At 71.2% G+C, this 21,228-nt stretch carries 18 protein-coding genes; 11 read left to right on the top strand and 7 right to left on the bottom strand.

Annotation, left to right across the window (positions count from 1 at the left end; translation table 11 throughout):
• The first annotated feature begins 12 nt into the window (after window positions 1-12).
• Genes ABZ818_RS12465 through ABZ818_RS12455 form a run of 3 tightly spaced genes read left to right on the top strand, consistent with a single transcriptional unit; the run spans window position 13 to window position 2,991 of the window.
• The gene (locus ABZ818_RS12465) at window positions 13-1,047 is read left to right on the top strand and encodes an alpha/beta hydrolase (protein ID WP_361413165.1); all 1,035 of its coding nucleotides are present in this window, start codon (window positions 13-15) and stop codon (window positions 1,045-1,047) included.
• On the top strand, window positions 1,044-2,531 hold the full coding sequence (locus ABZ818_RS12460) for a carboxylesterase family protein (protein ID WP_361413164.1): 1,488 nt from the start codon (window positions 1,044-1,046) through the stop codon (window positions 2,529-2,531). Before ABZ818_RS12465 ends, ABZ818_RS12460 begins: the two co-directional genes overlap by 4 nt.
• The gene (locus tag ABZ818_RS12455; RefSeq protein WP_361413163.1) at window positions 2,521-2,991 is read left to right on the top strand and encodes a diadenosine tetraphosphate hydrolase; all 471 of its coding nucleotides are present in this window, start codon (window positions 2,521-2,523) and stop codon (window positions 2,989-2,991) included. Before ABZ818_RS12460 ends, ABZ818_RS12455 begins: the two co-directional genes overlap by 11 nt.
• An 84-nt stretch (window positions 2,992-3,075) precedes the next feature.
• Here the strand turns inward: ABZ818_RS12455 and ABZ818_RS12450 are convergent, their stop codons facing one another.
• Together ABZ818_RS12450 and ychF are read right to left on the bottom strand one after the other, a co-directional pair.
• Window positions 3,076-5,820: a SpoIIE family protein phosphatase gene (locus tag ABZ818_RS12450; RefSeq protein WP_361413162.1), complete on the bottom strand. Its 2,745-nt coding sequence runs from the start codon at window positions 5,818-5,820 to the stop codon at window positions 3,076-3,078.
• Between the two features lie 377 nt (window positions 5,821-6,197).
• Entirely contained in the window at window positions 6,198-7,286 is a 1,089-nt protein-coding gene (gene ychF / locus ABZ818_RS12445; RefSeq protein ID WP_361413161.1) for a redox-regulated ATPase YchF, read from the bottom strand.
• A gap of 164 nt (window positions 7,287-7,450) precedes the next feature.
• Between ychF and ABZ818_RS12440 the strand changes: the two genes are divergently transcribed.
• Window positions 7,451-7,981, top strand: coding sequence for a DUF6542 domain-containing protein (locus ABZ818_RS12440; RefSeq protein WP_361413160.1), 531 nt, complete (start codon window positions 7,451-7,453; stop codon window positions 7,979-7,981).
• A 132-nt stretch (window positions 7,982-8,113) separates the two neighbouring features.
• On the opposite strand, the gene ppgK is transcribed toward ABZ818_RS12440, so the two are convergent.
• Both ppgK and ABZ818_RS12430 read right to left on the bottom strand, forming a co-directional pair.
• A complete protein-coding gene (ppgK, locus tag ABZ818_RS12435) occupies window positions 8,114-8,860 on the bottom strand; it encodes a polyphosphate--glucose phosphotransferase (protein ID WP_361413159.1) in 747 nt (248 codons plus the stop codon).
• Between the two features lie 29 nt (window positions 8,861-8,889).
• Window positions 8,890-9,906 (bottom strand): 4-hydroxy-3-methylbut-2-enyl diphosphate reductase, encoded by a 1,017-nt coding sequence (locus ABZ818_RS12430; RefSeq protein ID WP_361413158.1) that lies wholly within the window; start codon window positions 9,904-9,906, stop codon window positions 8,890-8,892.
• Between the two features lie 126 nt (window positions 9,907-10,032).
• Here ABZ818_RS12430 and xseA point away from each other — a divergent pair, with 126 nt between their 5' ends.
• Together xseA and ABZ818_RS12420 are read left to right on the top strand one after the other, a co-directional pair.
• Window positions 10,033-11,241, top strand: coding sequence for an exodeoxyribonuclease VII large subunit (gene xseA, locus ABZ818_RS12425; protein ID WP_361413157.1), 1,209 nt, complete (start codon window positions 10,033-10,035; stop codon window positions 11,239-11,241).
• A 9-nt stretch (window positions 11,242-11,250) separates the two neighbouring features.
• Entirely contained in the window at window positions 11,251-11,484 is a 234-nt protein-coding gene (locus ABZ818_RS12420) for an exodeoxyribonuclease VII small subunit (RefSeq protein WP_361413156.1), read from the top strand.
• 47 nt (window positions 11,485-11,531) lie between these two features.
• On the opposite strand, the gene ABZ818_RS12415 is transcribed toward ABZ818_RS12420, so the two are convergent.
• The gene (locus ABZ818_RS12415) at window positions 11,532-12,056 is read right to left on the bottom strand and encodes a DUF4245 domain-containing protein (RefSeq protein WP_361413155.1); all 525 of its coding nucleotides are present in this window, start codon (window positions 12,054-12,056) and stop codon (window positions 11,532-11,534) included.
• A gap of 127 nt (window positions 12,057-12,183) precedes the next feature.
• Here ABZ818_RS12415 and glpX point away from each other — a divergent pair, with 127 nt between their 5' ends.
• Entirely contained in the window at window positions 12,184-13,218 is a 1,035-nt protein-coding gene (gene glpX / locus ABZ818_RS12410) for a class II fructose-bisphosphatase (RefSeq protein ID WP_326803908.1), read from the top strand.
• Window positions 13,219-13,387: 169 nt separating this feature from the next.
• Here glpX and ABZ818_RS12405 read toward each other — a convergent pair whose 3' ends face one another.
• Both ABZ818_RS12405 and ABZ818_RS12400 read right to left on the bottom strand, forming a co-directional pair.
• Window positions 13,388-13,765 carry a WhiB family transcriptional regulator gene (locus tag ABZ818_RS12405; protein WP_361413154.1) on the bottom strand — a complete coding sequence of 126 codons (378 nt, stop codon included), beginning with the start codon at window positions 13,763-13,765 and terminating at the stop codon, window positions 13,388-13,390.
• Between the two features lie 141 nt (window positions 13,766-13,906).
• Complete coding sequence (locus ABZ818_RS12400) at window positions 13,907-14,602, bottom strand: DUF1707 domain-containing protein (protein ID WP_361413153.1); 696 nt, start codon at window positions 14,600-14,602, stop codon at window positions 13,907-13,909.
• A gap of 172 nt (window positions 14,603-14,774) precedes the next feature.
• On the opposite strand from ABZ818_RS12400, the gene ABZ818_RS12395 reads away from it, so the two are divergent.
• The 4 genes from ABZ818_RS12395 to ABZ818_RS12380 all read left to right on the top strand — a co-directional run bounded on the left by ABZ818_RS12395 (window position 14,775) and on the right by ABZ818_RS12380 (window position 21,163).
• Entirely contained in the window at window positions 14,775-16,454 is a 1,680-nt protein-coding gene (locus tag ABZ818_RS12395; RefSeq protein ID WP_361413152.1) for a fumarate hydratase, read from the top strand.
• Window positions 16,455-16,558: 104 nt separating this feature from the next.
• Window positions 16,559-17,944: a class II fumarate hydratase gene (locus tag ABZ818_RS12390; RefSeq protein WP_361413151.1), complete on the top strand. Its 1,386-nt coding sequence runs from the start codon at window positions 16,559-16,561 to the stop codon at window positions 17,942-17,944.
• Window positions 17,945-18,016: 72 nt separating this feature from the next.
• On the top strand, window positions 18,017-18,709 hold the full coding sequence (locus ABZ818_RS12385) for a DUF402 domain-containing protein (RefSeq protein WP_361413150.1): 693 nt from the start codon (window positions 18,017-18,019) through the stop codon (window positions 18,707-18,709).
• A gap of 300 nt (window positions 18,710-19,009) precedes the next feature.
• Window positions 19,010-21,163 carry a SpoIIE family protein phosphatase gene (locus ABZ818_RS12380; RefSeq protein WP_361413149.1) on the top strand — a complete coding sequence of 718 codons (2,154 nt, stop codon included), beginning with the start codon at window positions 19,010-19,012 and terminating at the stop codon, window positions 21,161-21,163.
• Window positions 21,164-21,228 lie beyond the last annotated feature (65 nt).

The raw sequence follows: 21,228 nt of genomic DNA, 5'->3' as shown, positions 1-21,228 counted from the left end.
GATCAGATGACGATGACCAGCAGCATCCGCACCCGCCGGCTATCCACCGACCGCCTGACCATCCAGGTCACCGACCTCCGGGACGAGGGCGAACCGGTCGTCTTCGTCCACGGCAACGTCTCCTCGTCCACCTTCTGGCACCCCACCATGGCCCTGCTGCCGGACCGCTACCGCCCGATCGCGCTGGACCTGCGCGGCTTCGGCGGCACCGACCCGCTGCCCATCGACGCCACGCGCGGCCTGCGCGACCACGCCGACGACCTCGCCGCACTGCTGGCGGCCCTCGGAATCGACCGGGCGCACCTGGTGGGCTGGTCCATGGGCGGGGGCGTGATCATGCAGTACCTGAGCGACCACCCGGCCGCGGTGCGCTCCCTGACCCTGGTCAACCCGGTCTCCCCGTACGGCTTCGGCGGCACGCACGGGGTGGACGGAACCCTCAACTCCGAGGACGGGGCGGGCTCGGGCGGCGGCACGGCGAACCCGGAGTTCGTCGCGCTGCTGGCCAAGGGCGAGCGCGGCGAGGACTCCCCGGTCGCGCCCCGCTCCGTCCTGGCGACCTGCTACGTCAAGCCGCCGTGGCGCCCCGAGGGCGAGCAGGAGGACGCGTACGTCGACTCCATGCTCACCACGCGGACCGGCGACGACCACTATCCGGGCGACAGCGTGCCGTCCACGGCCTGGCCGGGCGTGGCTCCCGGCACCCGGGGCGTGCTCAACTGCCTTTCCCCACTGCGCTTCCGCCTCGACGAGCTGCATCTGATCGACCCCAAGCCGCCGGTGCTGTGGATCCGCGGCGAGGACGACGTGATCGTCTCGGACACCTCGATGTTCGACCTGGCGCACCTGGGCGCGATCGGCGCGGTGCCCGGCTGGGACGGGACACCTGCCCAGCCGATGGTGGCGCAGACCCGCCACGTGCTGGGCCGCTACGCGGCGCACGGCGGCACGGTCCGCGAGGTCGCCGTCCCCGACGCCGGGCACGCGGTGCATCTGGAACGCCCGGAGGAGTTCGGCGCGGCCCTGCTGGGGATCCTCACGGCATGACACCACGCACCACTGTATGCACGACCGAGCAGGGCGCCGTCCGCGGCAGTGTTTCCACTTCCGCGGACGGCGGCGTGGCGTCCTTCCTGGGCATCCCGTACGCCGCCCCGCCGTTCGGCCCGCGCCGCTTCCTGGCGCCGGGCCCGCCCGAGCCCTGGGCGGGCGTGCGCGACGCCACGGCCTACGGCCCGACCGCGCCGCACGCGCCCTACGCGCCGCCCTTCGACGCCCTCATCCCGGAGGACGTCATCCCCGGCGAGGACTGCCTGAACCTCAACATCTGGACGCCCGCCCCGGAGCCGGGGGCCGGCCTGCCGGTGATGGTGTGGCTGCACGGCGGGGCGTTCTCCAACGGCTCGGGCTCGGCGTCGGCGTACGACGGCAGCGCCTTCGCCCGCGGCGGGGTCGTCTGCGTCACCCTCAACTACCGCCTGGGCTCGGACGGTTTCCTCCACCTGCCGGGCGTCCCGGACAACCGCGGGCTGCTGGACCAGGTGGCCGCGCTGCGCTGGATCCGCGCCAACATCGCCTCCTTCGGCGGCGACCCCGACCGGGTGACGGTCTTCGGCGAGTCGGCGGGCGCGATGAGCATCGGCGTCCTGCTGGCCACCGGCATGGCCCGTGGACTGTTCCACCGGGCGATCCTGCAGAGCGGCGCCTGCCACCACTTCCTGCGCCCGCCCTCGGCGGCCCTGATCACGGCCCGCCTGGCCGCGAAGCTCGGCATCGAAGCGACCTTGGAGGCCTACGCCGCGGTCCCCCTGACCGAGCTCCTCCCCGCCCAGGCCGAACTCCGCGCGGAGGTGAGCGCCCGCCCGGAGCCGGCCCTGTGGGGCGAGGCGGCACTCAACCTGATGCCCTTCGAACCGGTCACGGCCGGCCTGTCCCTGCCCGGCCCCGACTGCGGCGTCGACCTCCTGATCGGCAGCAACCGCGAGGAGTACCGCCTGTTCCTGGTCCCCACGGGACTCCTGGACGCGATTCCCGACTCCGCACTCCGCGCCACAACGACGGCATACGGCCTCGACCCGGCCAAGGCCCTACCGGTCTACCGGGCGACCCGCCCCACCGCCACCCCGGGCGAACTCCTCTCCGCGGTGGCGACGGACTGGTTCTACCGCATCCCCGCCATCCGCCTGGCCGAGTCGGTCCCCGGCTCCCACCTGTACGAATTCGCCTGGCGCTCCCCCCAGTTCGACGGTCACCTGGGCGCCTGCCACGCCCTGGACCTCCCCTTCACCTTCAACCGCCTCCACGACCCCTCACACACCCCCCTGCTGGGCCCCCACCCACCCCAGCCCCTCGCGAACGCGATGCACACGGCCTGGCTCTTCTTCGCGAAGACGGGCAACCCGGGCTGGCCCGCCTACGACACGACCACTCGCACGACGATGGTCTTCACCGAGGACCCGACCCCGGAAAACGACCCACGCAGCGAGGAACGCCTGCTGTGGGAAGGCAGGCGCCAGTGCTGTGACCGGTGACTGGCGGAAGGACCGTATCGGCAGTGCGCTGCGGGGGGAGAACCCCGCCGTGCTCCGCAGGCTGGACGCGGGCTTCGCGGTGATCGGGGACGTGCAGTTCCTGCCGGGGTACTCGGTGCTTCTGGTGGACGATCCCGCGGTGCAGCGGCTGTCGGAGCTTCCGAAGAACAGGCGGATGGCGTTCCTGTCCGACATGGACAGGCTGGGGGAGGCCGTCGAAGGCGCTTGCAGGCGGCTGGACCCGGCTTTCCGGCGGGTCAATCTGGAGATCCTGGGGAACACCGATCCGTTCCTGCACGCCCATGTGTGGCCGCGCTTCGACTGGGAGCCGGCCGACCTCGTGGGCCGGCCGGTGTGGCTGTATCCGCGCGAGCACTGGCACGACGAGCGGTACGCGCTCGACCCCCGGCACGACACGCTGCGCGAGGCGATCACAGAGGAACTGGACCGCCTCGCGTAGGGGAAGGCACCACGTGGACGCCGCCGACGGCGCTTCAGTAGGGGTAGCGGGCCGCGGGGATCACGATCTCCGTGACCAGCGCCCTCAGCGCAGTGACTGTTCTGTCCAGATGACCTTTCCGGTCGGGGTGTAGCGGGTCCCCCAGCGCTGGGCGAGTCGGGCGACGAGGAACAGCCCCCGTCCCCCTTCGTCGGTGCTGGTGGCACGCCGCAGACGCGGTGAGGTACTGCTGCAGTCGGAGACTTCGCATATCAAGGTACGGTCAAGGATGAGCCGCAACTCGCACGGCTGTGCCGCGTACCGGATGGCGTTGGTGGCCAGTTCGCTGACGATCAGCTCGGTGGTGAAGGTCAGCCTCTCCAATTGCCATTCGGACAACTGACGAACGGCCTCCTCACGCAGGTGGGACACGGCGGCCGGGTCATCGGCGAGATCCCAGCGCGCGATGTGCCGCGAGTCCAGGGCGCGGGTGCGTGCGACGAGCAGGGCGACGTCGTCGCCGCGTCGGGCCGGAAGCAGACCGTCGACCAGCACTCGGCAGGTTTCGCCGGGCGAGCCGCGGGCACCGCGGAGCAGCCGCCGCATGTGCTCGAGTCCCGTCCCGATGTCGCGATCCCGGTGCTCGACGAGGCCGTCGGTGTACAGGATCAGCTGGCTTCCCTCGGGCAGTTCCAGATCAAGGGTCTCGAACGGCAGGCCGCCGAGGCCCAGAGGCGGCCCGGCCGGCTCGTCGAGGAAGCCGACCGTACCGTCGGGGAGGACCAGGGCCGGTGCCGGGTGGCCTGCGCGGGCCAGGGTGCAGCGCCTTGAGGAGGGGTCGTAGACCGCGTACAGGCAACTCGCACCGACGACCTCACTCGGCCCGACCCCTTCGGGCTCCGGGTCGAGGTCGAGACGGACCACCAAGTCGTCCAGTCGGGTGAGCACCTCGTCCACCGGCAGATCGAAATCCGAGAAGTTGCGGACGGCCGTGCGCAGGCGGCCCATCGTGGCGGACGCCTGCAGACCGTGGCCGACCACGTCACCGACGACGAGTGCCACCCGGGCACCCGAGAGCGGGATGACATCGAACCAGTCCCCGCCCACGGCTGACTGCGCGGGCAGGTAGTGGCATGCGACGTCCACGGCGTTCTGCTCGGGAAGAGTGTGCGGGAGCAGGCGCCGCTGCAGGGCCAGAGCGGTGGTGTGTTCGCGGGTGTAGCGGCGGGCGTTGTCGATGCACACCGCTGCCCGGCTCGCGAGTTCCTCGGCAAGGGAGAGGTCGTCCTCCTCGAAGGGACCAGGCTGCTCGGAGCGGTAGAACGTCACCGCGCCCAGGATGACACCCCGGGCGCACAGAGGGACGGCGATGAGTGAGTGCAGCCCCGCCTCACGGATCTGCTCAGCACGCGCCGGGTCGTGAGCCGTCCACGAGAAGGCCGTCTCCAGTTCTGGTTCGAGGACGGACTGCCCGTTCGTCAGGCAGTTCTGCAGCACAGGCGGGGTGTATTCGATCCGCGTTCCCGCCGGGTAGAGGTGTGAACCCCGACGGACGGCACCGAGGGCGACCCGGCGCATCTCCTCACCCGGGTTCGTCGGCTCGTCGCCTGTGAGCACGGACTCGGCGAGGTCGACCGCGACGAAGTCGGCGAAGGCCGGGACCGCTGCCTCGGTCAGCTCCTCGGCCGTCCTGGTCACGTCCAGGGTCGTGCCGATACGCTCCGCCGCCCTGCACAGCAGTTCGAGGCGTTGTCGCGCCCGCACGGCCAGACGCCCGATGCCAGGCTCGCCCACGGCGACGAGCCTGCCCTCCACGGCGCCCTGCTGCTCACCGACGGACGGCGAGCCGCGGGCCGGGGCAGGCCTCCCCGACACGGATGTCGGCCTGGGCGTCGTCTCCGCGGCCTGAGGGCTCATGGGCTCCAGCCGCTGGAGCGCGCCATCGGCGCGCAGGGCCTCGACGACGAAACCGGTGAGGGCATCGGTGGCGCCTTCCACGGGTCGGCTGCGCAGCGCGGCGGTGCGACCTCGGGCAAGGGGTACCTCGACGACCGCCGCCTGTCCGGCGGAGATGAGTTCTGCCGCCGCCCTCCGCAGGACCTCCAGGTCGTCGCGGCGCAGCGGTTCCCCGGCCGTGCTGACGACGTCGCTCGCGATCAGGTGCGCCGTGGCGCCGCCGGCCGTCCTGCGCTGGGCTCGCAGAAACGCGCGGAGCAGGGATCGCTCGTGTTCCTCTATGTCGTCGAGTAGCAGACGCTCGATGGTGTTGGCCGTCTCCTGTACCAGGACAAGCATCACCGGGTCGCCGAGGTCGTTGATGCTTGACACATTGATCACACCGCGGACTCGTCCGCTGAGCGGATCGCGTATGGGCGCTGCCGCGCAGGCAAAATTCCGGTTGATATCGGCGAAGTGCTCACTGCCACGGATGAAGGCCGGGCGCCGGTCCGCGAGTGCCGTACCAATGCCGTTGGTCCCGACGGCTCCTTCCAGCCAACCGAATCCTGGTTCGACTCGCAGGCCCTCCAGCGAGCGGCTCAGCGCGGGGATACCCACCCGGCGTTCCAGCACCTGCGCCTTGGGGTTGCAGAGGGCTGTGACAACGTCCATCCCCGACAGCTGGGCCTGCAATCGGTCGAGGGCCGGCCCGGCGATGGACAGAACACTGTCCTCCTGGTTCACATTTCCGAAGTAGGGGATGCTGACATGATCCGCCGCGATGCCCCTAAAGCGGCAACGCTGCCAGGAGAAGAGCACAGCGCTGCGCACCGCGAGGTCCACGGGCTCGCCGCTGAGGAATTTGAGGCGCGCTTCCTCGAGGCGTCGCGCGTCGTCCCAGTCCAGCCTCATATCGCCTCCTCGCCCGTAAGCGAGCCACCCCGGTCAAATATACGCCGCCGGGATCCCCGCAATACAGAGTGAAGGACTTTCCATTCGAAGATTCACTCCGATCCGCAGAAAGGGGAAACGGATCCGAGCGGGCGCCGGAAATACAGAGAATCAGCTCTCTTGAAGGTCGGCAAGGAACTTCATCTTGTGACCGGCGTTCGTCTTTTGAAGCGCGGGACTGGAAAACGGAGCGGCACACCTCTTTCAACTGACGCACCGCCAGCCGGATCCGGCGCCGATCCGGCAGCGGGCACAGCGACGGGGCCGGCCCCGAACCGGGCCGGCCCCTTCTGACCTGCATATTCGCTGAACCGGACCCTTCAACTCCGGTGCAGCGGCTAAACGTTGAAGCGGAACTCCACCACGTCTCCGTCGCGCATCACGTAGTCCTTGCCCTCCATGCGGGCCTTGCCCTTGGCGCGGGCCTCGGCGACCGAGCCGGACTCCAGGAGGTCCTCGAAGGAGATGACCTCGGCCTTGATGAAACCCTTCTGGAAGTCGGTGTGGATGACACCGGCGGCCTCGGGGGCGGTGGCGCCCTTCTTGATGGTCCAGGCGCGGGACTCCTTGGGGCCGGCCGTCAGGTACGTCTGGAGGCCGAGGGTGCGGAAGCCGACATGGGCGAGGGTGGCGAGGCCGGGCTCGTCCTGGCCGACGGACTGGAGGAGTTCCAGGGCCTCGTCCTCGTCCAGCTCGGCGAGGTCGGCCTCCAGCTTGGCGTTGAGGAAGATCGCCTCGGCGGGGGCGACCAGGGCACGCTGCTCGTTCTTGAAGTCCTCGTCGACCAGTTCGTCCTCGTCGACGTTGAAGACGTACAGGAAGGGCTTGGTGGTGAGCAGGTGCAGGTCGTGCAGGAGCTCGGCGCGCTCGCTGCCCTGGACGATGCCGTGCGCGAAGAGCGTGTCGCCCTTCTCCAGGATCTCCTTGGCCTCCTCGACGGCCTTCACCTTCGGGGCCACGTCCTTCTTGATCCGCGACTCCTTCTGGAGCCGGGGCAGGACCTTCTCGATGGTCTGGAGGTCGGCGAGGATCAGCTCGGTGTTGATCGTCTCGATGTCGTCCTTGGGCGAGACCTTGCCGTCGACGTGGACGACGTTCTCGTCCTTGAAGGCGCGGATGACCTGGCAGATCGCGTCCGACTCGCGGATGTTCGCGAGGAACTTGTTGCCCAGGCCCTCGCCCTCGCTGGCGCCGCGCACGATGCCGGCGATGTCGACGAAGTCGACGGTGGCCGGGAGGAGCCGCTCCGACTTGAAGATCGAGGCGAGCTGGGCGAGACGACCGTCCGGCACTCCGACGACACCGACGTTCGGCTCGATCGTGGCGAACGGGTAGTTGGCCGCGAGCACGTCGTTCTTGGTCAGGGCGTTGAACAGGGTCGACTTGCCGACGTTCGGCAGACCGACGATTCCGATCGTGAGCGACACGTTGCGACTTCCCGTACGTGAGGAGACTGGGGGCCAGGCGGCCGATCCACCAGTCTACGGCGTGTCGCAGCCGGGCCCCGCGACGGTTCGAACGCTTGGCCAGGCTGCCGCGCACGGCGTGTCAGGCAGGCCATTCGCCACATAAACAGACCTAGGTTGGTCCAGTGGAGCAGCACAGGACGCGACAGCAGCAGCACGCACCGCGACGAGGCAGGTCGCCGGTACCCCCGGCGCGGCGGCCTCCTGCCGCACGGCGTCCCCCCGTTCCGGCGGCGGCCCCGGCACCCGCCCCGCGGCGGCCGTCCGGTCCGCGGCTGACGGGCCTGGGCGCCGGGATGTTCTGCGGGGCCGCCATGTTCCTGCTCGGCGGTCTCGACCTGCTGCTCTTCGACGGGGCCTCCACCGCGTACGGGGTGCTGTTCCTGCCGGTGTGCGCGCTGACCGCGCTGTGGGTGCGCAAGGGCGACCTGCTGACCGCGCCCGTCGTGGTGCCGATCGGGTTCGCCGTGGGGCTGCTGCCCGTGATCGACGAGGAGGTGGGGTTCCTCGGCAAGCTGATGGGCCTGGTGACCGCGCTCGCCACCCAGGCGCCCTGGCTGTACGCGGGGACGCTGATCGCGGTTGTGACGGTGCTGGTGCGGCGGGTGGCGCTGGCAGCGCGGCGGCGGGCGGTGCGCAAGCGCATGGCGGGCTGACGCGCCGGGGTGAGCCGCCGGCGGCAGGGCCGCCGGTACCGGGGTGAGCCGCCGGCGGGAGGGTCGCCGGCGCCCGCCCGGCCCCCGGCGCGGTCAGTGCGTCAGTGCGTCAGTGCGTCGAGGGCCACCGCCTCACCCGTGCTCCGCCGCGTGCATCGCCGCTCCGACGATCCCCGCGTTGTTCTGCAACTGGGCGGGAACGATCTCCGCCTTGATGCCCTCGATGAGGGGCAGGAACTTCTCGGACTTGCGGCTGACGCCGCCGCCGACGATGAACAGCTCCGGGCTGAAGAGCATCTCCACATGGGCGAGGTACTTCCCCACCCGGCGCGCCCAGCGCTCCCAGCTGAGCTCGTTGTCGTCCTTGGCCTTGCTGGACGCCCGCTTCTCCGCCTCGTGTCCGTTCAGCTCCAGATGCCCCAGCTCGGTGTTGGGGACGAGGACGCCGTCGACGAAGACGGCGCTGCCGATGCCGGTGCCGAAGGTCAGCAGCACCACCGTGCCCTTGCGGCCGCGCCCGGCACCGAAGTGCATCTCGGCGACGCCCGCCGCGTCCGCGTCGTTGACCACCGTCACCGGCAGACCGCCCAGCCGGCCGCCGAACAACGCGCGCGCGTCGGTGTCGACCCAGCTCTTGTCGACGTTGGCCGCGGTGCGGACCATGGCGCCGCCGGTGACGACGCCCGGGAACGTCAGCCCGACCGGTCCGGTCCAGCCGAAGTGGTCGACCACCTCTTTGACACCGTCGGCGACGGTGTCGGGGGTCGCCGGTTGCGGGGTCAGCACCTTGTGCCGCTCCTGGGTCAGGTCTCCCCTGTCCAGGTCCACAGGAGCGCCCTTGATGCCGGACCCGCCGATGTCCACGCCGAAGATCTGCATGGCTCCACGTTACGACGTACGACGGACCGTCACCCCTGCGTCGTACCGGACCCTCCGCGCTCGGCGACCAGCGCCGCCGCCTCCTCGCGCAGGTCCCGGCGGAGCTCCTTGGGCAGGGAGAAGGTGATGGACTCCTCGGCCGCCTTCACGATCTCCACGTCCTCGAAGCCGCGCTGCGACAGCCATTCGAGCACCTGCTCGACCAGGACCTCCGGCACGGAGGCACCCGAGGTCACGCCGACCGTGGTGACGCCCTCCAGCCAGCTCTCGTCGACCTCGTCGGCAAAGTCCACGAGGTAGGCCTGGTCCGCGCCCGCGAGCTTGGCGACCTCCACCAGCCGCTTGGAGTTGGAGGAGTTGCGGGAGCCGACGACGATCACCAGGTCGGCTTCGGCGCCCATCTGCTTCACGGCGAGCTGGCGGTTCTGCGTGGCGTAGCAGATGTCGTCGCTGGGCGGGGAGAGCAGCTGCGGGAACTTGTCCTTGAGCGCGTCGACCGTCTCCATGGTCTCGTCGACCGACAGCGTGGTCTGCGACAGCCACACGACCCGGGAGGGGTCGCGGACCTCGACGTTCGCGACGCCCTCGGGGCCGTCGACGAGCTGGATGTGGTCGGGGGCCTCGCCGGTGGTGCCGATGACCTCCTCGTGGCCCTCGTGCCCGATCAGGAGGATGTCGTAGTCCTCGCCGGCGAACCGGACGGCCTCCTTGTGGACCTTGGTCACCAGGGGGCAGGTGGCGTCGATGGTGGCCAGGTTGCCCCGCTCGGCCTCCTCGTGGACGGTGGGGGCCACGCCGTGCGCCGAGAACATCACGATGTTCCCCGGCGGCACCTCCTCCGTGCGCTCGACGAAGACGGCGCCCTTCTTCTCCAGGGTCTGCACGACGTACTTGTTGTGGACGATCTCGTGCCGGACATAGATCGGAGCCCCGTACTGCTCCAGGGCTTTCTCGACGGCGATCACGGCGCGGTCCACACCCGCGCAGTAGCCCCGGGGGGCGGCGAGCAGGACACGGCGGCCAGACGAAGCAGTCATGCCCCCCATCGTAAGGCCGCCACCGGGGCCCGAAGATCGCCCCACGATCACCCCGCGATCGCCCCGCGGACGCGCGGCCCGGGCGTGTGGGCGAGGGGGTGGGGGTTGTCGGTGGGGGCGGCTACTCTCGCGGGCATGGCTGTCTCCACGTCTCCCGAAGCTCCCCTGCCCGTCGGCGAGGTGTCGCGGCTGATCGGGGGGTGGATCGAGCGGCTCGGCGCGGTGTGGGTCGAGGGGCAGATCACGCAGTTGTCGCGGCGCCCGGGTGCGGGCGTGGTGTTCCTGACGCTGCGCGATCCGTCGTACGACATCTCCGTCAGCGTGACCTGCTACCGCCAGGTGTTCGACGCGATCGCCGACGTGGTCGGCGAGGGCGCGCGGGTCGTGGTGCATGCCAAACCGGAGTGGTACGCGCCGCGCGGGCAGCTGTCGCTGCGGGCCGTCGAGATAAGGCCGGTGGGCGTCGGTGAGCTGCTGGCCCGGCTGGAGCAGCTGAAGAAGACCCTCGCGGCGGAGGGACTGTTCGCGGCCGAGCGGAAGAAGCCCCTGCCCTTCCTGCCCCAGCTCGTCGGGCTGGTCTGCGGCCGGGCGTCCGCCGCGGAGCGGGACGTGCTGGAGAACGCCCGGCACCGCTGGCCCGCGGTCCGCTTCGAGGTGCGCAACGTCGCCGTGCAGGGCGTGCACGCCGTCCCGCAGGTCGTGCAGGCCGTGAAGGAGCTGGACGCGACCGACGACGTGGACGTGATCATCGTGGCGCGCGGCGGCGGCAGCGTGGAGGACCTGCTGCCGTTCTCCGACGAGCAGCTGGTGCGCGCGGTCGCCTCCTGCCGTACACCCGTGGTGTCCGCGATCGGGCACGAGCCGGACACCCCGCTGCTCGACTACGTCGCCGACCTGCGCGCCTCCACCCCGACCGACGCCGCGAAGAGGGTCGTACCGGACGTCGGCGAGGAGTACGAGCGGGTACGGCAGCTACGGGACCGGGCCCGCAGGTGCGTGCGGGCGCTCGTCGAGCGGGAGGAGCGGGGGCTCGCCCACGCGCTCGCCCGGCCCTGCATGGAGGACCCGCACCGCATGATCGAGGAGCGCGAGGACCACATCGCGTCGGTCCTCGACCGCAGCCGGCGCACCCTGCGGCACCTGCTGGACCGGGCGGACTCCGAGCTGACGCACACGCACGCGCGTGTGGTGGCCCTCTCCCCCGCCGCGACCCTCCGGCGCGGGTACGCCGTGCTCCAGAAGTCGGACGGGCACGTGGTCCGCGACCCGGGAGAGGTGACGGCGGACGAGACCTTGCGGGCCCGGGTCGCCGAGGGCGAGTTCACGGTTCGTGTCGACACATAGGGTGGGCGGATGACAAGCAAGGCGGATGAGGCACTCGGCTACGAGCAGGCACGGGACGAGCTGATCGAGGTCGTCCGGCGCCTGGAGGCGGGCGGTACGAGCCTGGAGGAGTCCCTCGCGCTGTGGGAACGCGGCGAGGAACTGGCCAAGGTGTGCCGCCGCTGGCTGGAGGGCGCCCGCGCCCGCCTGGACGCGACCCTCGCGGAGGAGGCGGAACGCGAGGGGTCGGAGGGCTCGGAGTAGGGACCCGTCGGTCAAGGCGGGGTCGCTGTCGGCCCGTGGGCTGGCTTTCAGGGCGTCTTCAGCGCTCGTGCCATCGTCGTCAGCCGGTCGAAGGACGCCGTGCCCGCCACCACCGTCGTGGCCCCCTCGGTGTTCTCCAGCACGAGCGCGTCGTAGCGGCCGCCGGTGTAGCGCGTCCACGTGCGGCCGTCGATCTCCTCGGTGACCTTCGTGGCCCGCCCGCCCAGGCTGGCCGCGTCGATGAAGTCCTTGCGCTTCTCCGCGGACTGCTCGACCGCCACGTACTGACCGTCGGGATCCTGGAAACCCAGGTGCCAGTGGTCCTTCTCGTGGGCCCGGAAGCGGACCGAGGTGGCCTTCCAGGTGTCGGGCAGGCCCTCGGGCGCGGCCACCGGGTACGACGCCGCCCGGCGTGCGGTGGTCAACTCGATGCTGTAGTCGACCCGCTGGATGTCGGGCGCCTTGGTGTCGTGCGGGACGAAGAGGTAGATGACCGCCGCCGCGATGCCGATCAGGCCCAAGGAGAGAATCATGTCCCGGACCGTCTTCTGCTTGCCGTTCGAACCTGCCACGCCCCCTATCGTCGCAGGTGCCCGGCCCGCTCATCCGTGGGGTCCCCTGCTCATTCTGCCCGTCCGGAGATAGAGTCGGGGCCAACACCCTCATCCGGCCGTCGTCGTATCAGAAAGGTGCGCTCCGATGACCGAGCATCATCATCTTCCCTCCGAGCTCGAGGTGCCCTCCGAGGCGCCCGACCGCAACATCGCCCTGGAACTCGTCCGGGTGACCGAGGCAGCGGCCATGGCCGCGGGCCGCTGGGTCGGGCGCGGTGACAAGAACGGCGCCGACGGCGCAGCCGTGCGCGCCATGCGCTCCCTCGTCTCCACCGTGTCGATGAACGGCGTCGTCGTCATCGGCGAGGGGGAAAAGGACGAGGCCCCGATGCTCTTCAACGGCGAGCACGTCGGCGATGGCACCGGGCCGGAGGTCGACATCGCCGTCGACCCGATCGACGGCACCACCCTGACCGCCAAGGGCATGCCGAACGCGATCGCGGTCCTCGCCGCCGCGGAGCGCGGCGCGATGTTCGACCCGTCCGCCGTGTTCTACATGGACAAGCTGGTCACCGGGCCGGAGGCGGCCGACTTCGTCGACATCAACGCTCCGGTGTCCGTGAACATCAAGCGCGTGGCCAAGGCCAAGCGGTCCACGCCGGAGGACGTCACGGTCGTCATCCTGGACCGGCCGCGGCACGAGAGCATGATCAGGGAGATCCGGGAGACGGGCGCCCGCATCAAGCTGATCTCCGACGGCGACGTGGCCGGCTCGATCCTGGCGCTGCGCGACGGCACCGGCATCGACCTGCTGCTCGGCATCGGCGGCACGCCCGAGGGCATCATCTCGGCCTGCGCCGTGAAGTGCCTGGGCGGCACGATCCAGGGCAAGCTGTGGCCGAAGGACGACGAGGAGCGGCAGCGGGCGCTCGACGCCGGGCACGACCTGGACCGTGTGCTGACCACGGACGACCTGGTCTCCGGCGAGAACGTCTTCTTCGTCGCCACCGGCATCACCGACGGCGAGCTGATGCGCGGCGTGCGCTACCGCGCCGAGACGGCGACGACCGACTCGATCGTGATGCGGTCCAAGTCCGGCACGGTCCGCCGGATCGACTCCGAGCACCGGCTGAGCAAGCTGCGGGCGTACAGCGCGATCGACTTCGACCGCGCGAAGTAGCCGGTCCGCGGACCCGTTACGGCGATGGGGCGCTCCCGGTGCGGAGGGGGCGCCCCATACGCGTACGTGCGTTCGGTCCGGCAACCGGTTGCCCGGTCCGAAAGGGTGGCCGGGGCGGGGCGGAACCGGTCCGGTGGGCTGGCCTCACCCCGCCGTTTCCGTGCGGGCCCTACCCCGCCGCCGCTATGCGTCCCGTGGCGCGGGCCGCCTTCTTCAGCTCCAGGTCGCGGCGGCGGCGCCGGGCCAGGACGACGCGGCGCTCGGCGGCGGTGAGGCCGCCCCAGACGCCGTACGGCTCGGGTTGCAGCAGCGCGTGCTCGCGGCACTCGACCATGACCGGGCAGCGCGCGCAGACCCGCTTGGCCGCCTCCTCGCGGGACAGCCGTGCGGCGGTGGGCTCCTTGGAGGGTGCGAAGAACAGGCCCGCCTCGTCGCGCCGGCACACCGCCTCGGTGTGCCAGGGCGCGTCCTGATCCCTGTCTCGCGCCGGCGCCCGCCGGGCCGGAACGGCAGCTACCTGCAGCGACGAATGCGGCGGTTGCAGCACGGTCTTCTCCTGACGACGGCTTCGCGAGCTGGAGGGTCCGAGAGACGATGCAGCAAGGCCTACCCGCTGTGCGCGTGCCTATGCACTCAGTTCCCAACCGCCCGGTCGGTGACCGCCGTCGTCCGAGGACGACCGCCGTTGTCACATGTGCTTGCGCAGATGCTTGTCCACCTTGCTCTGGACGCGGTCGAGAATGTCCGCGACGAGCTTGCCCCGCTTCGGCCGCGCCTCGACGTTGCCCAGCACGGCCCAGCCGTCGACGTAGACGACGGGTGCCTCGGACTCGGGCGAATCCAGCGTGACCACCTCGAAGTTGCCGAGGACGCCGCCGCCGGTGCCGCGCAACGACACGTTCTCCGGGACGCGGACCTGCACGTCACCGAAGACCGAGACGGCCTTGATGACGACCTGCTGGTATTCGAAGACCGCCTCGCTGAGGTCGATCTCCACACTGCCGAAGATCGCGTACGCGTGCACCCGGCGTCCGGGGCGCCAGCGGCCGCGGCGGGTGGCCTGGCTGAACACCGCCACCACGTTCTCGTCGGCGACGGGGGGTATCTCGCCGGCCGCAGGCCGGTTCGGCGCGGGGGTGTACGCGGCGGCCGCGCGGCGCTGGTGGGCGGCGGGCAGGTCCTGGATGAAGACCTCCAGCTCGCCGACCGTCTTGGCGTTCAGCACCCCCTCGACGCGCTCGGCGTGCTCGTCGGCGTTCAGACGGCCCTCGGCAAGGGCCTCGCGCAGGATGTCGGCGATACGGTCACGGTCGGCGTCCGAGGCGCGCAGTTCGGCGACAGGGGCGGCGGCCGCACGCGGTTCGGGCTGCTTCTGAAGGTCCACGGCAGCAGCGTACCGAAACGCGATAGATCGCGACTAGGGGTGTGGATGACGGGCGTGCCGCGCACCGCTCCCACCGGGACTGAGCGGGACCTCACAGGTTCGCTGTCGGGGCCAGGTTCTACGCTGGTGGTCGCCCGCCGGTGTCGGCGGGCAGCCGTCTGCCGAGTGAGGAATGGGCCAGATGCCTGAGTTCGCGTACACCGATCTGCTCCCCCAGGGTGAGGACACCACCCCGTACCGACTGGTGACGTCCGAGGGCGTTTCCACCGTCGAGGGGCCCGACGGGCGTACGTTCCTCAAGGTCGAGCCGGAGGCGCTGCGCAAGCTGGCCGAAGAGGCCGTCCACGACATCCAGCACTACCTGCGCCCGGACCACCTCGCCCAGCTGCGCCGGATCATCGACGACCCGGAGGCCTCGGCGAACGACAAGTTCGTCGCCCTGGACCTGCTCAAGAACGCGAACATCGCCGCGGCCGGCGTGCTGCCCATGTGCCAGGACACGGGCACGGCGATCGTCATGGGCAAGCGCGGCCAGAACGTGCTGACGGCGGGCGAGGACGAGAAGGCCCTCTCCCGGGGCATCTACGACGCCTACACCAAGCTGAACCTGCGCTACTCGCAGATGGCTCCGCTCACCATGTGGGAGGAGAAGAACACCGGCTCCAACCTGCCCGCGCAGATCGAGCTGTACGCGACGGACGGCGGCGCGTACAAGTTCCTGTTCATGGCCAAGGGCGGCGGCTCGGCCAACAAGTCCTTCCTGTACCAGGAGACGAAGGCCGTCCTGAACGAGGCCTCCATGATGAAGTTCCTGGAGGAGAAGATCCGTTCGCTGGGCACGGCCGCGTGCCCGCCGTACCACCTGGCGATCGTGGTCGGCGGCACGAGCGCCGAGTACGCCCTGAAGACGGCGAAGTACGCCTCCGCGCACTACCTGGACAACGTGCCCACCGAGGGCTCGCCGCTCGGGCACGGCTTCCGGGACGAGGAGCTGGAGGAGAAGGTCTTCGAGCTGACGCAGAAGATCGGGATCGGCGCGCAGTTCGGCGGCAAGTACTTCTGCCACGACGTGCGCGTGGTCCGGCTGCCGCGGCACGGCGCGTCCTGCCCGGTGGCCATCGCCGTCTCCTGCTCGGCCGACCGCCAGGCGCTCGCGAAGATCACCCCCGAGGGCGTCTTCCTGGAGCAGTTGGAGAAGGACCCGGCGCGGTTCCTGCCGGAGACCACGGACGAGCACCTGGACGAGTCGTCGGACGTGGTCCGCATCGACCTCAACCAGCCGATGGAGTCGATCCTGGCCGAGCTGACCAAGTACCCGGTCAAGACCCGGCTGTCGCTGACCGGCCCGCTGGTGGTGGCCCGCGACATCGCGCACGCCAAGATCAAGGAGCGGCTCGACGCGGGCGAGGAGATGCCGCAGTACCTCAAGGACCACCCGGTGTACTACGCGGGCCCGGCCAAGACCCCCGAGGGCTACGCGTCCGGTTCCTTCGGTCCGACCACGGCCGGCCGCATGGACTCCTACGTCGAGCAGTTCCAGGCGGCGGGCGGCTCCAAGGTGATGCTGGCCAAGGGCAACCGCAGCAAGCAGGTCACGGACGCGTGCGGCACCCACGGCGGCTTCTACCTCGGCTCCATCGGCGGTCCGGCGGCCCGCCTGGCCCAGGACTGCATCAAGAAGGTCGAGGTCGTGGAGTACGAGGAACTCGGCATGGAGGCCGTCTGGAAGATCGAGGTCGAGGACTTCCCGGCGTTCATCGTCGTCGACGACAAGGGCAACGACTTCTTCCAGGACCCGGCCCCCCAGCCGACCTTCACGTCGATCCCGGTCCGGGGCCCGGGCCTCGCCTGAGTCGGTCCCCACCATCCTCCCGGAGCCCTCGGCAGCCGCCGGGGGCTCCGCCCCGTCCGGGCCATCGCCGGAACATCCGCACCGCCGTCCGCGCTGTACGCGGTATGAGCGAATACCGCATCGAGCACGACTCCATGGGCGAGGTCCAGGTCCCCGTGCACGCCAAGTGGCGTGCCCAGACGCAGCGGGCGGTGGAGAACTTCCCCGTCTCCGGGCAGCGGCTCGAGCGCGCGCACATCGAGGCGCTGGCGCGGATCAAGGGCGCCGCGGCCAAGGTGAACGCACGGCTGGGGGTGCTGGACGAGGACGTCGCCGGGGCGATCCAGGACGCGGCGGCCGAGGTCGCCGAGGGCAAGTGGGACGAGCACTTCCCGGTCGACGTGTTCCAGACCGGGTCCGGAACCTCGTCCAACATGAACACCAACGAGGTCATCGCCACCCTCGCCGGTGAACGGCTGGGCCGGGACGTGCACCCCAACGACCACGTCAACGCCTCGCAGTCCTCCAACGACGTCTTCCCGTCGTCGATCCACATCGCCGCCACCGCCGCCGTCACCCGCGACCTGGTGCCCGCCCTGGACCACCTCGCGAGCGCGCTCACCCGCAAGGCCGAGGAGTTCGCCGACGTGGTGAAGTCCGGGCGGACGCACCTGATGGACGCCACACCCGTGACCCTCGGCCAGGAGTTCGCCGGGTACGCGGCCCAGGTGCGGTACGGCATCGAGCGCCTGAACGCCTCCCTGCCCCGGCTGGCCGAGCTGCCCCTCGGCGGGACCGCCGTCGGCACCGGCATCAACACCCCGCCCGGCTTCTCCGCCGCCGTGATCGAGGAGGTCGCCCGCGCCACCGGGCTGCCGCTCACCGAGGCCCGCGACCACTTCGAGGCGCAGGGGGCCAGGGACGGCATCGTCGAGACCAGCGGCCAGCTGCGGACGATCGCCGTCGGGCTGACGAAGATCGCCAACGATCTGCGGTGGATGGCCTCCGGGCCCAGGACCGGGCTCGCCGAGATCTCCCTGCCCGACCTCCAGCCCGGTTCCTCGATCATGCCCGGCAAGGTCAACCCGGTCATCCCCGAGGCCGTGCTCATGGTCTGCGCCCAGGTCGTCGGCAACGACGCCACCGTCGCCACCGCCGGCGCCGCCGGCAACTTCGAGCTCAACGTCATGCTCCCGGTCATCGCCAAGAACGTGCTGGAGTCGGTCCGGCTGCTGGCCAACGTGTCCCGGCTGCTCGCCGACCGGACCGTGGACGGGATCGTCGCCCACCGCGAACGCGCCCGTGAGTACGCCGAGTCCTCGCCGTCCGTGGTCACTCCGCTCAACAAGTACCTGGGGTACGAGGAGGCGGCGAAGGTCGCCAAGAGGGCGCTGGCCGAGCAGAAGACGATCCGTCAGGTCGTCGTGGAAGGCGGCTACGTCGAGCGCGGTCTGCTCACGACGGAGCAACTCGACCGGGCGCTGGACGTCCTGCGGATGACACGTCCGTAACCTGGCGCTGCCGGGGCGTGAACCCTGACGTCCTGCACGGCGGCGGATGCCCCGGGCACCTAATATTTGCCCATGGCACACGACGGAGCGACCGCACACGCGACGACGGGCGGTGCGGCGGCGCCCTGGACCCCCGGCAGCCGGATCCTGTGGCGGTACCGGGAGAACGGCGGCGCGCGCTTCCACATCGTGCGGCCCGTGACCGTCGTACAGGACGACCCGGGGCTGCTCGCCGTGTGGATGGCGCCCGGCACCGAGTGCGTCAGACCCGTGCTCGCCGACGGCACACCCGTGCACCTGGAACCGCTCGCGTCGCGTTACACCAAGCCGCGTACCGTGCAGCGCGACCGCTGGTTCGGCACGGGCGTGCTGAAGCTGGCCCGGCCCGGCGAGCCCTGGTCGGTGTGGCTGTTCTGGGAGCCCGGCTGGCGGTTCAAGAGCTGGTACGTCAACCTGGAGGAACCACTGGCCCGCTGGGCGGGCGGGGTGGACTCCGAGGATCACTTTCTGGACATCTCCGTTCACCCGGACCGCAGTTGGCACTGGCGGGACGAGGACGAGTTCGCGCAGGCGCAGCGGGACGGACTGGTGGACGCCGAACTCGCCGAGCGGGTCCGGGCCGCGGGCCGGGATGCGGTGGAGACGATCCGCGCCTGGCGGCCGCCGTTCTGCCAGTCCTGGCAGCAGTGGCGCCCGGACCCGGCCTGGGAGGTACCGTCACTGCCGGACGACTGGGACCGCTCCCCCACACGCGTGGCCCCATGAGACCCTTGATGCGCCCCCGGGCGGGAAACGTAGGATCGTCCTCCGCAACAGGCGAAGGGCTGGTACCAACTCCCGGAGCGCGAGCCGGGTCTGATCGAACGTCACCGAGGGGCGGCAGGACGTGAGCGAGGGGTACGAGGGCAACACCCGTGCGGACCACGGTCGGTTCGCCGGCGGCACAGCAACAGCCTCTGACCACGCCGGAAATCCGTTCCTGGGGCATGTATTCCGGGTATCGGGTCTTCGGCGGGACGAACTGCGCGCCCGGCGCGCAGCCCCGGACGGATGGATTCGACACGCGTGACGGAGCAGCCGACCTCCTTCGAACGCCCCCAGCCGGGCGCCGACCCCGCGGACGCCCGTGGGGCGCTTCTGCGTACCCCCACCGCCCCGGGGGCCGCGGCGTTACCGCTTCAGTCCGGCCCGGCCGACGACGCGCCGCGTCCGGTCGGCGCGGCCGGATCCGAGCACTCCCAGCCGGCGTCCGCCGAGCCCGACGCACACCGTCCGCGCCCCGCGCCGGAGGGCATCCCCGCCCAGCCGGACGCGGCGGCCAGGGTCCCCGGGGGCAGGACCGGCGAGGACGGGACCCCCGACGGCACCGACTCCGGGCAGGCGAACACCGAGGCGCCCCGCGCGGCGGGCGGGCCCGGTGGCCAGGAGCGCCGGGCCGGGCGCGGTGCGCTTCCCGACGGCCAGGAGCGCCGTACCGGACAGGGGCTGCCGCCCGGGCGGACGCTGCCGATGCGCCGGGACGGGGACCGGCTGCGGTTCGTGGGGGCGGCCACCCGGCGCATCGCCCGCGGCATGGACCTCGACGAGATCGTCCTGGGGCTGTGCCGGGCCACCGTGCCGACCTTCTCCGACGCCATCCTCGTGTATCTGCGCGAGCCGCTGCCGGTGGGCGACGAGCGGCCCGCCGGCCCGCTCGTCCTACGGCTGCGGCGCACCGACCGGATACCGGCGGAGCGCGACACCGAGCTGGGGTTCATGCCGGCGCCGGTGCCGGAGCAGCCGGCCGAGCTGTCGGCGGTGACCAACGAGCTGTGCGAGGTACGGCCCGGCTCCGCGCTGGGCGAGGTGCTGCGAGGCGTACGTCCGGTGTTCACGGACACCGCGTCCGCCCACGCCGCCCTGACGGAACTCCTCGGCGAGGACTCCGAGTTGGTCGTGCCCGACGGGCAGCGCACCATCCTCGCCCCGCTGCGCGGCCGGCGGCGGGTCATCGGTGCCGCGCTGTTCCTGCGTCGCCCGGAGCGCCACGCGTTCCAGCCCGACGACCTGCTCGTCGCCGCGCAGCTCGCCACGCACAGCGCCCTCGGCATCGACAAAGCGGTGCTGTACGGCCGTGAGGCGTACATCGCCGACGAGTTGCAGCGCACCATGCTGCCGGAGACGCTGCCCCGCCCCACCGGCGTACGGCTGGCCTCCCGCTATCTGCCCGCCGCGGAGACCGCGCGGGTCGGCGGGGACTGGTACGACGCGATCCCGCTGCCCGGCAGCCGGGTCGCCCTCGTCGTCGGCGACGTCATGGGCCACTCCATGACCTCGGCCGCGATCATGGGCCAGCTGCGCACCACCGCGCAGACCCTGGCCGGGCTCGACCTGCCACCGCAGGAGGTGCTGCACCACCTCGACGAGCAGGCGCAGCGCCTGGGCTCCGACCGCATGGCGACCTGCCTGTACGCGGTCTACGACCCGGTCGCGCACCGCATCACCATCGCCAACGCCGGCCACCCGCCGCCGGTCCTGCTGCACCTGGGCGGCCGCTCGGAGGTGCTGCGGGTGCCGCCGGGCGCTCCGATCGGCGTCGGCGGCGTCGACTTCGAGGCGGTCGAGCTGGAAGCCCCGGCGGGCGCGACCCTGCTGCTCTACACCGACGGCCTGGTCGAGTCGCGGCTGCGGGACGTGTGGACGGGCATAGAGCAGCTGCGCGAGAAGCTCTCGGCGACCGCGCAGCTCACCGGCCCCGACCATCCGCCACCGCTGGAAGCGCTGTGCGACGAGGTGCTCGACATGCTCGGCCCGGGCGACCGGGACGACGACATCGCACTCCTCGCCGCCCGTTTCGACGGCATCGCGCCGAGCGACGTGGCGTACTGGACCCTGGACCCGGAGAACGCCGCCCCCGGACAGGCCCGCCGCCTGGCCCGCCAGGCGCTGGCCCGCTGGGGCCTGGAGGAACTCACCGACTCCGTGGAGCTGCTGATCAGCGAGGTCGTCACCAACGCCGTGCGCTATGCCTCCCGCCCGGTCACCCTGCGCCTGCTGCGCACGGATGTGCTGCGCTGCGAGGTCGGTGACGACGTCCCGCAGTTGCCGCGTCTGCGGCAGGCCCGCGCCACGGACGAGGGCGGACGCGGGCTGTACCTGGTCAACCGGATGGCCAGACGCTGGGGCGCGACCCGGCTGAGCACCGGCAAGGTGGTCTGGTTCGAGCTGAACCAGGGCTGAGCCGGAACACGTGGACACGCGAAGGGGCGCCCGGTCGGACCGGGCGCCCCTTCGCACTGCTCACC

The organism is Streptomyces sp. NPDC047453, from assembly GCF_040643155.1.
Lineage (GTDB): Bacteria > Actinomycetota > Actinomycetes > Streptomycetales > Streptomycetaceae > Streptomyces.
This window is presented reverse-complemented; position numbering and strand designations above follow the sequence as displayed.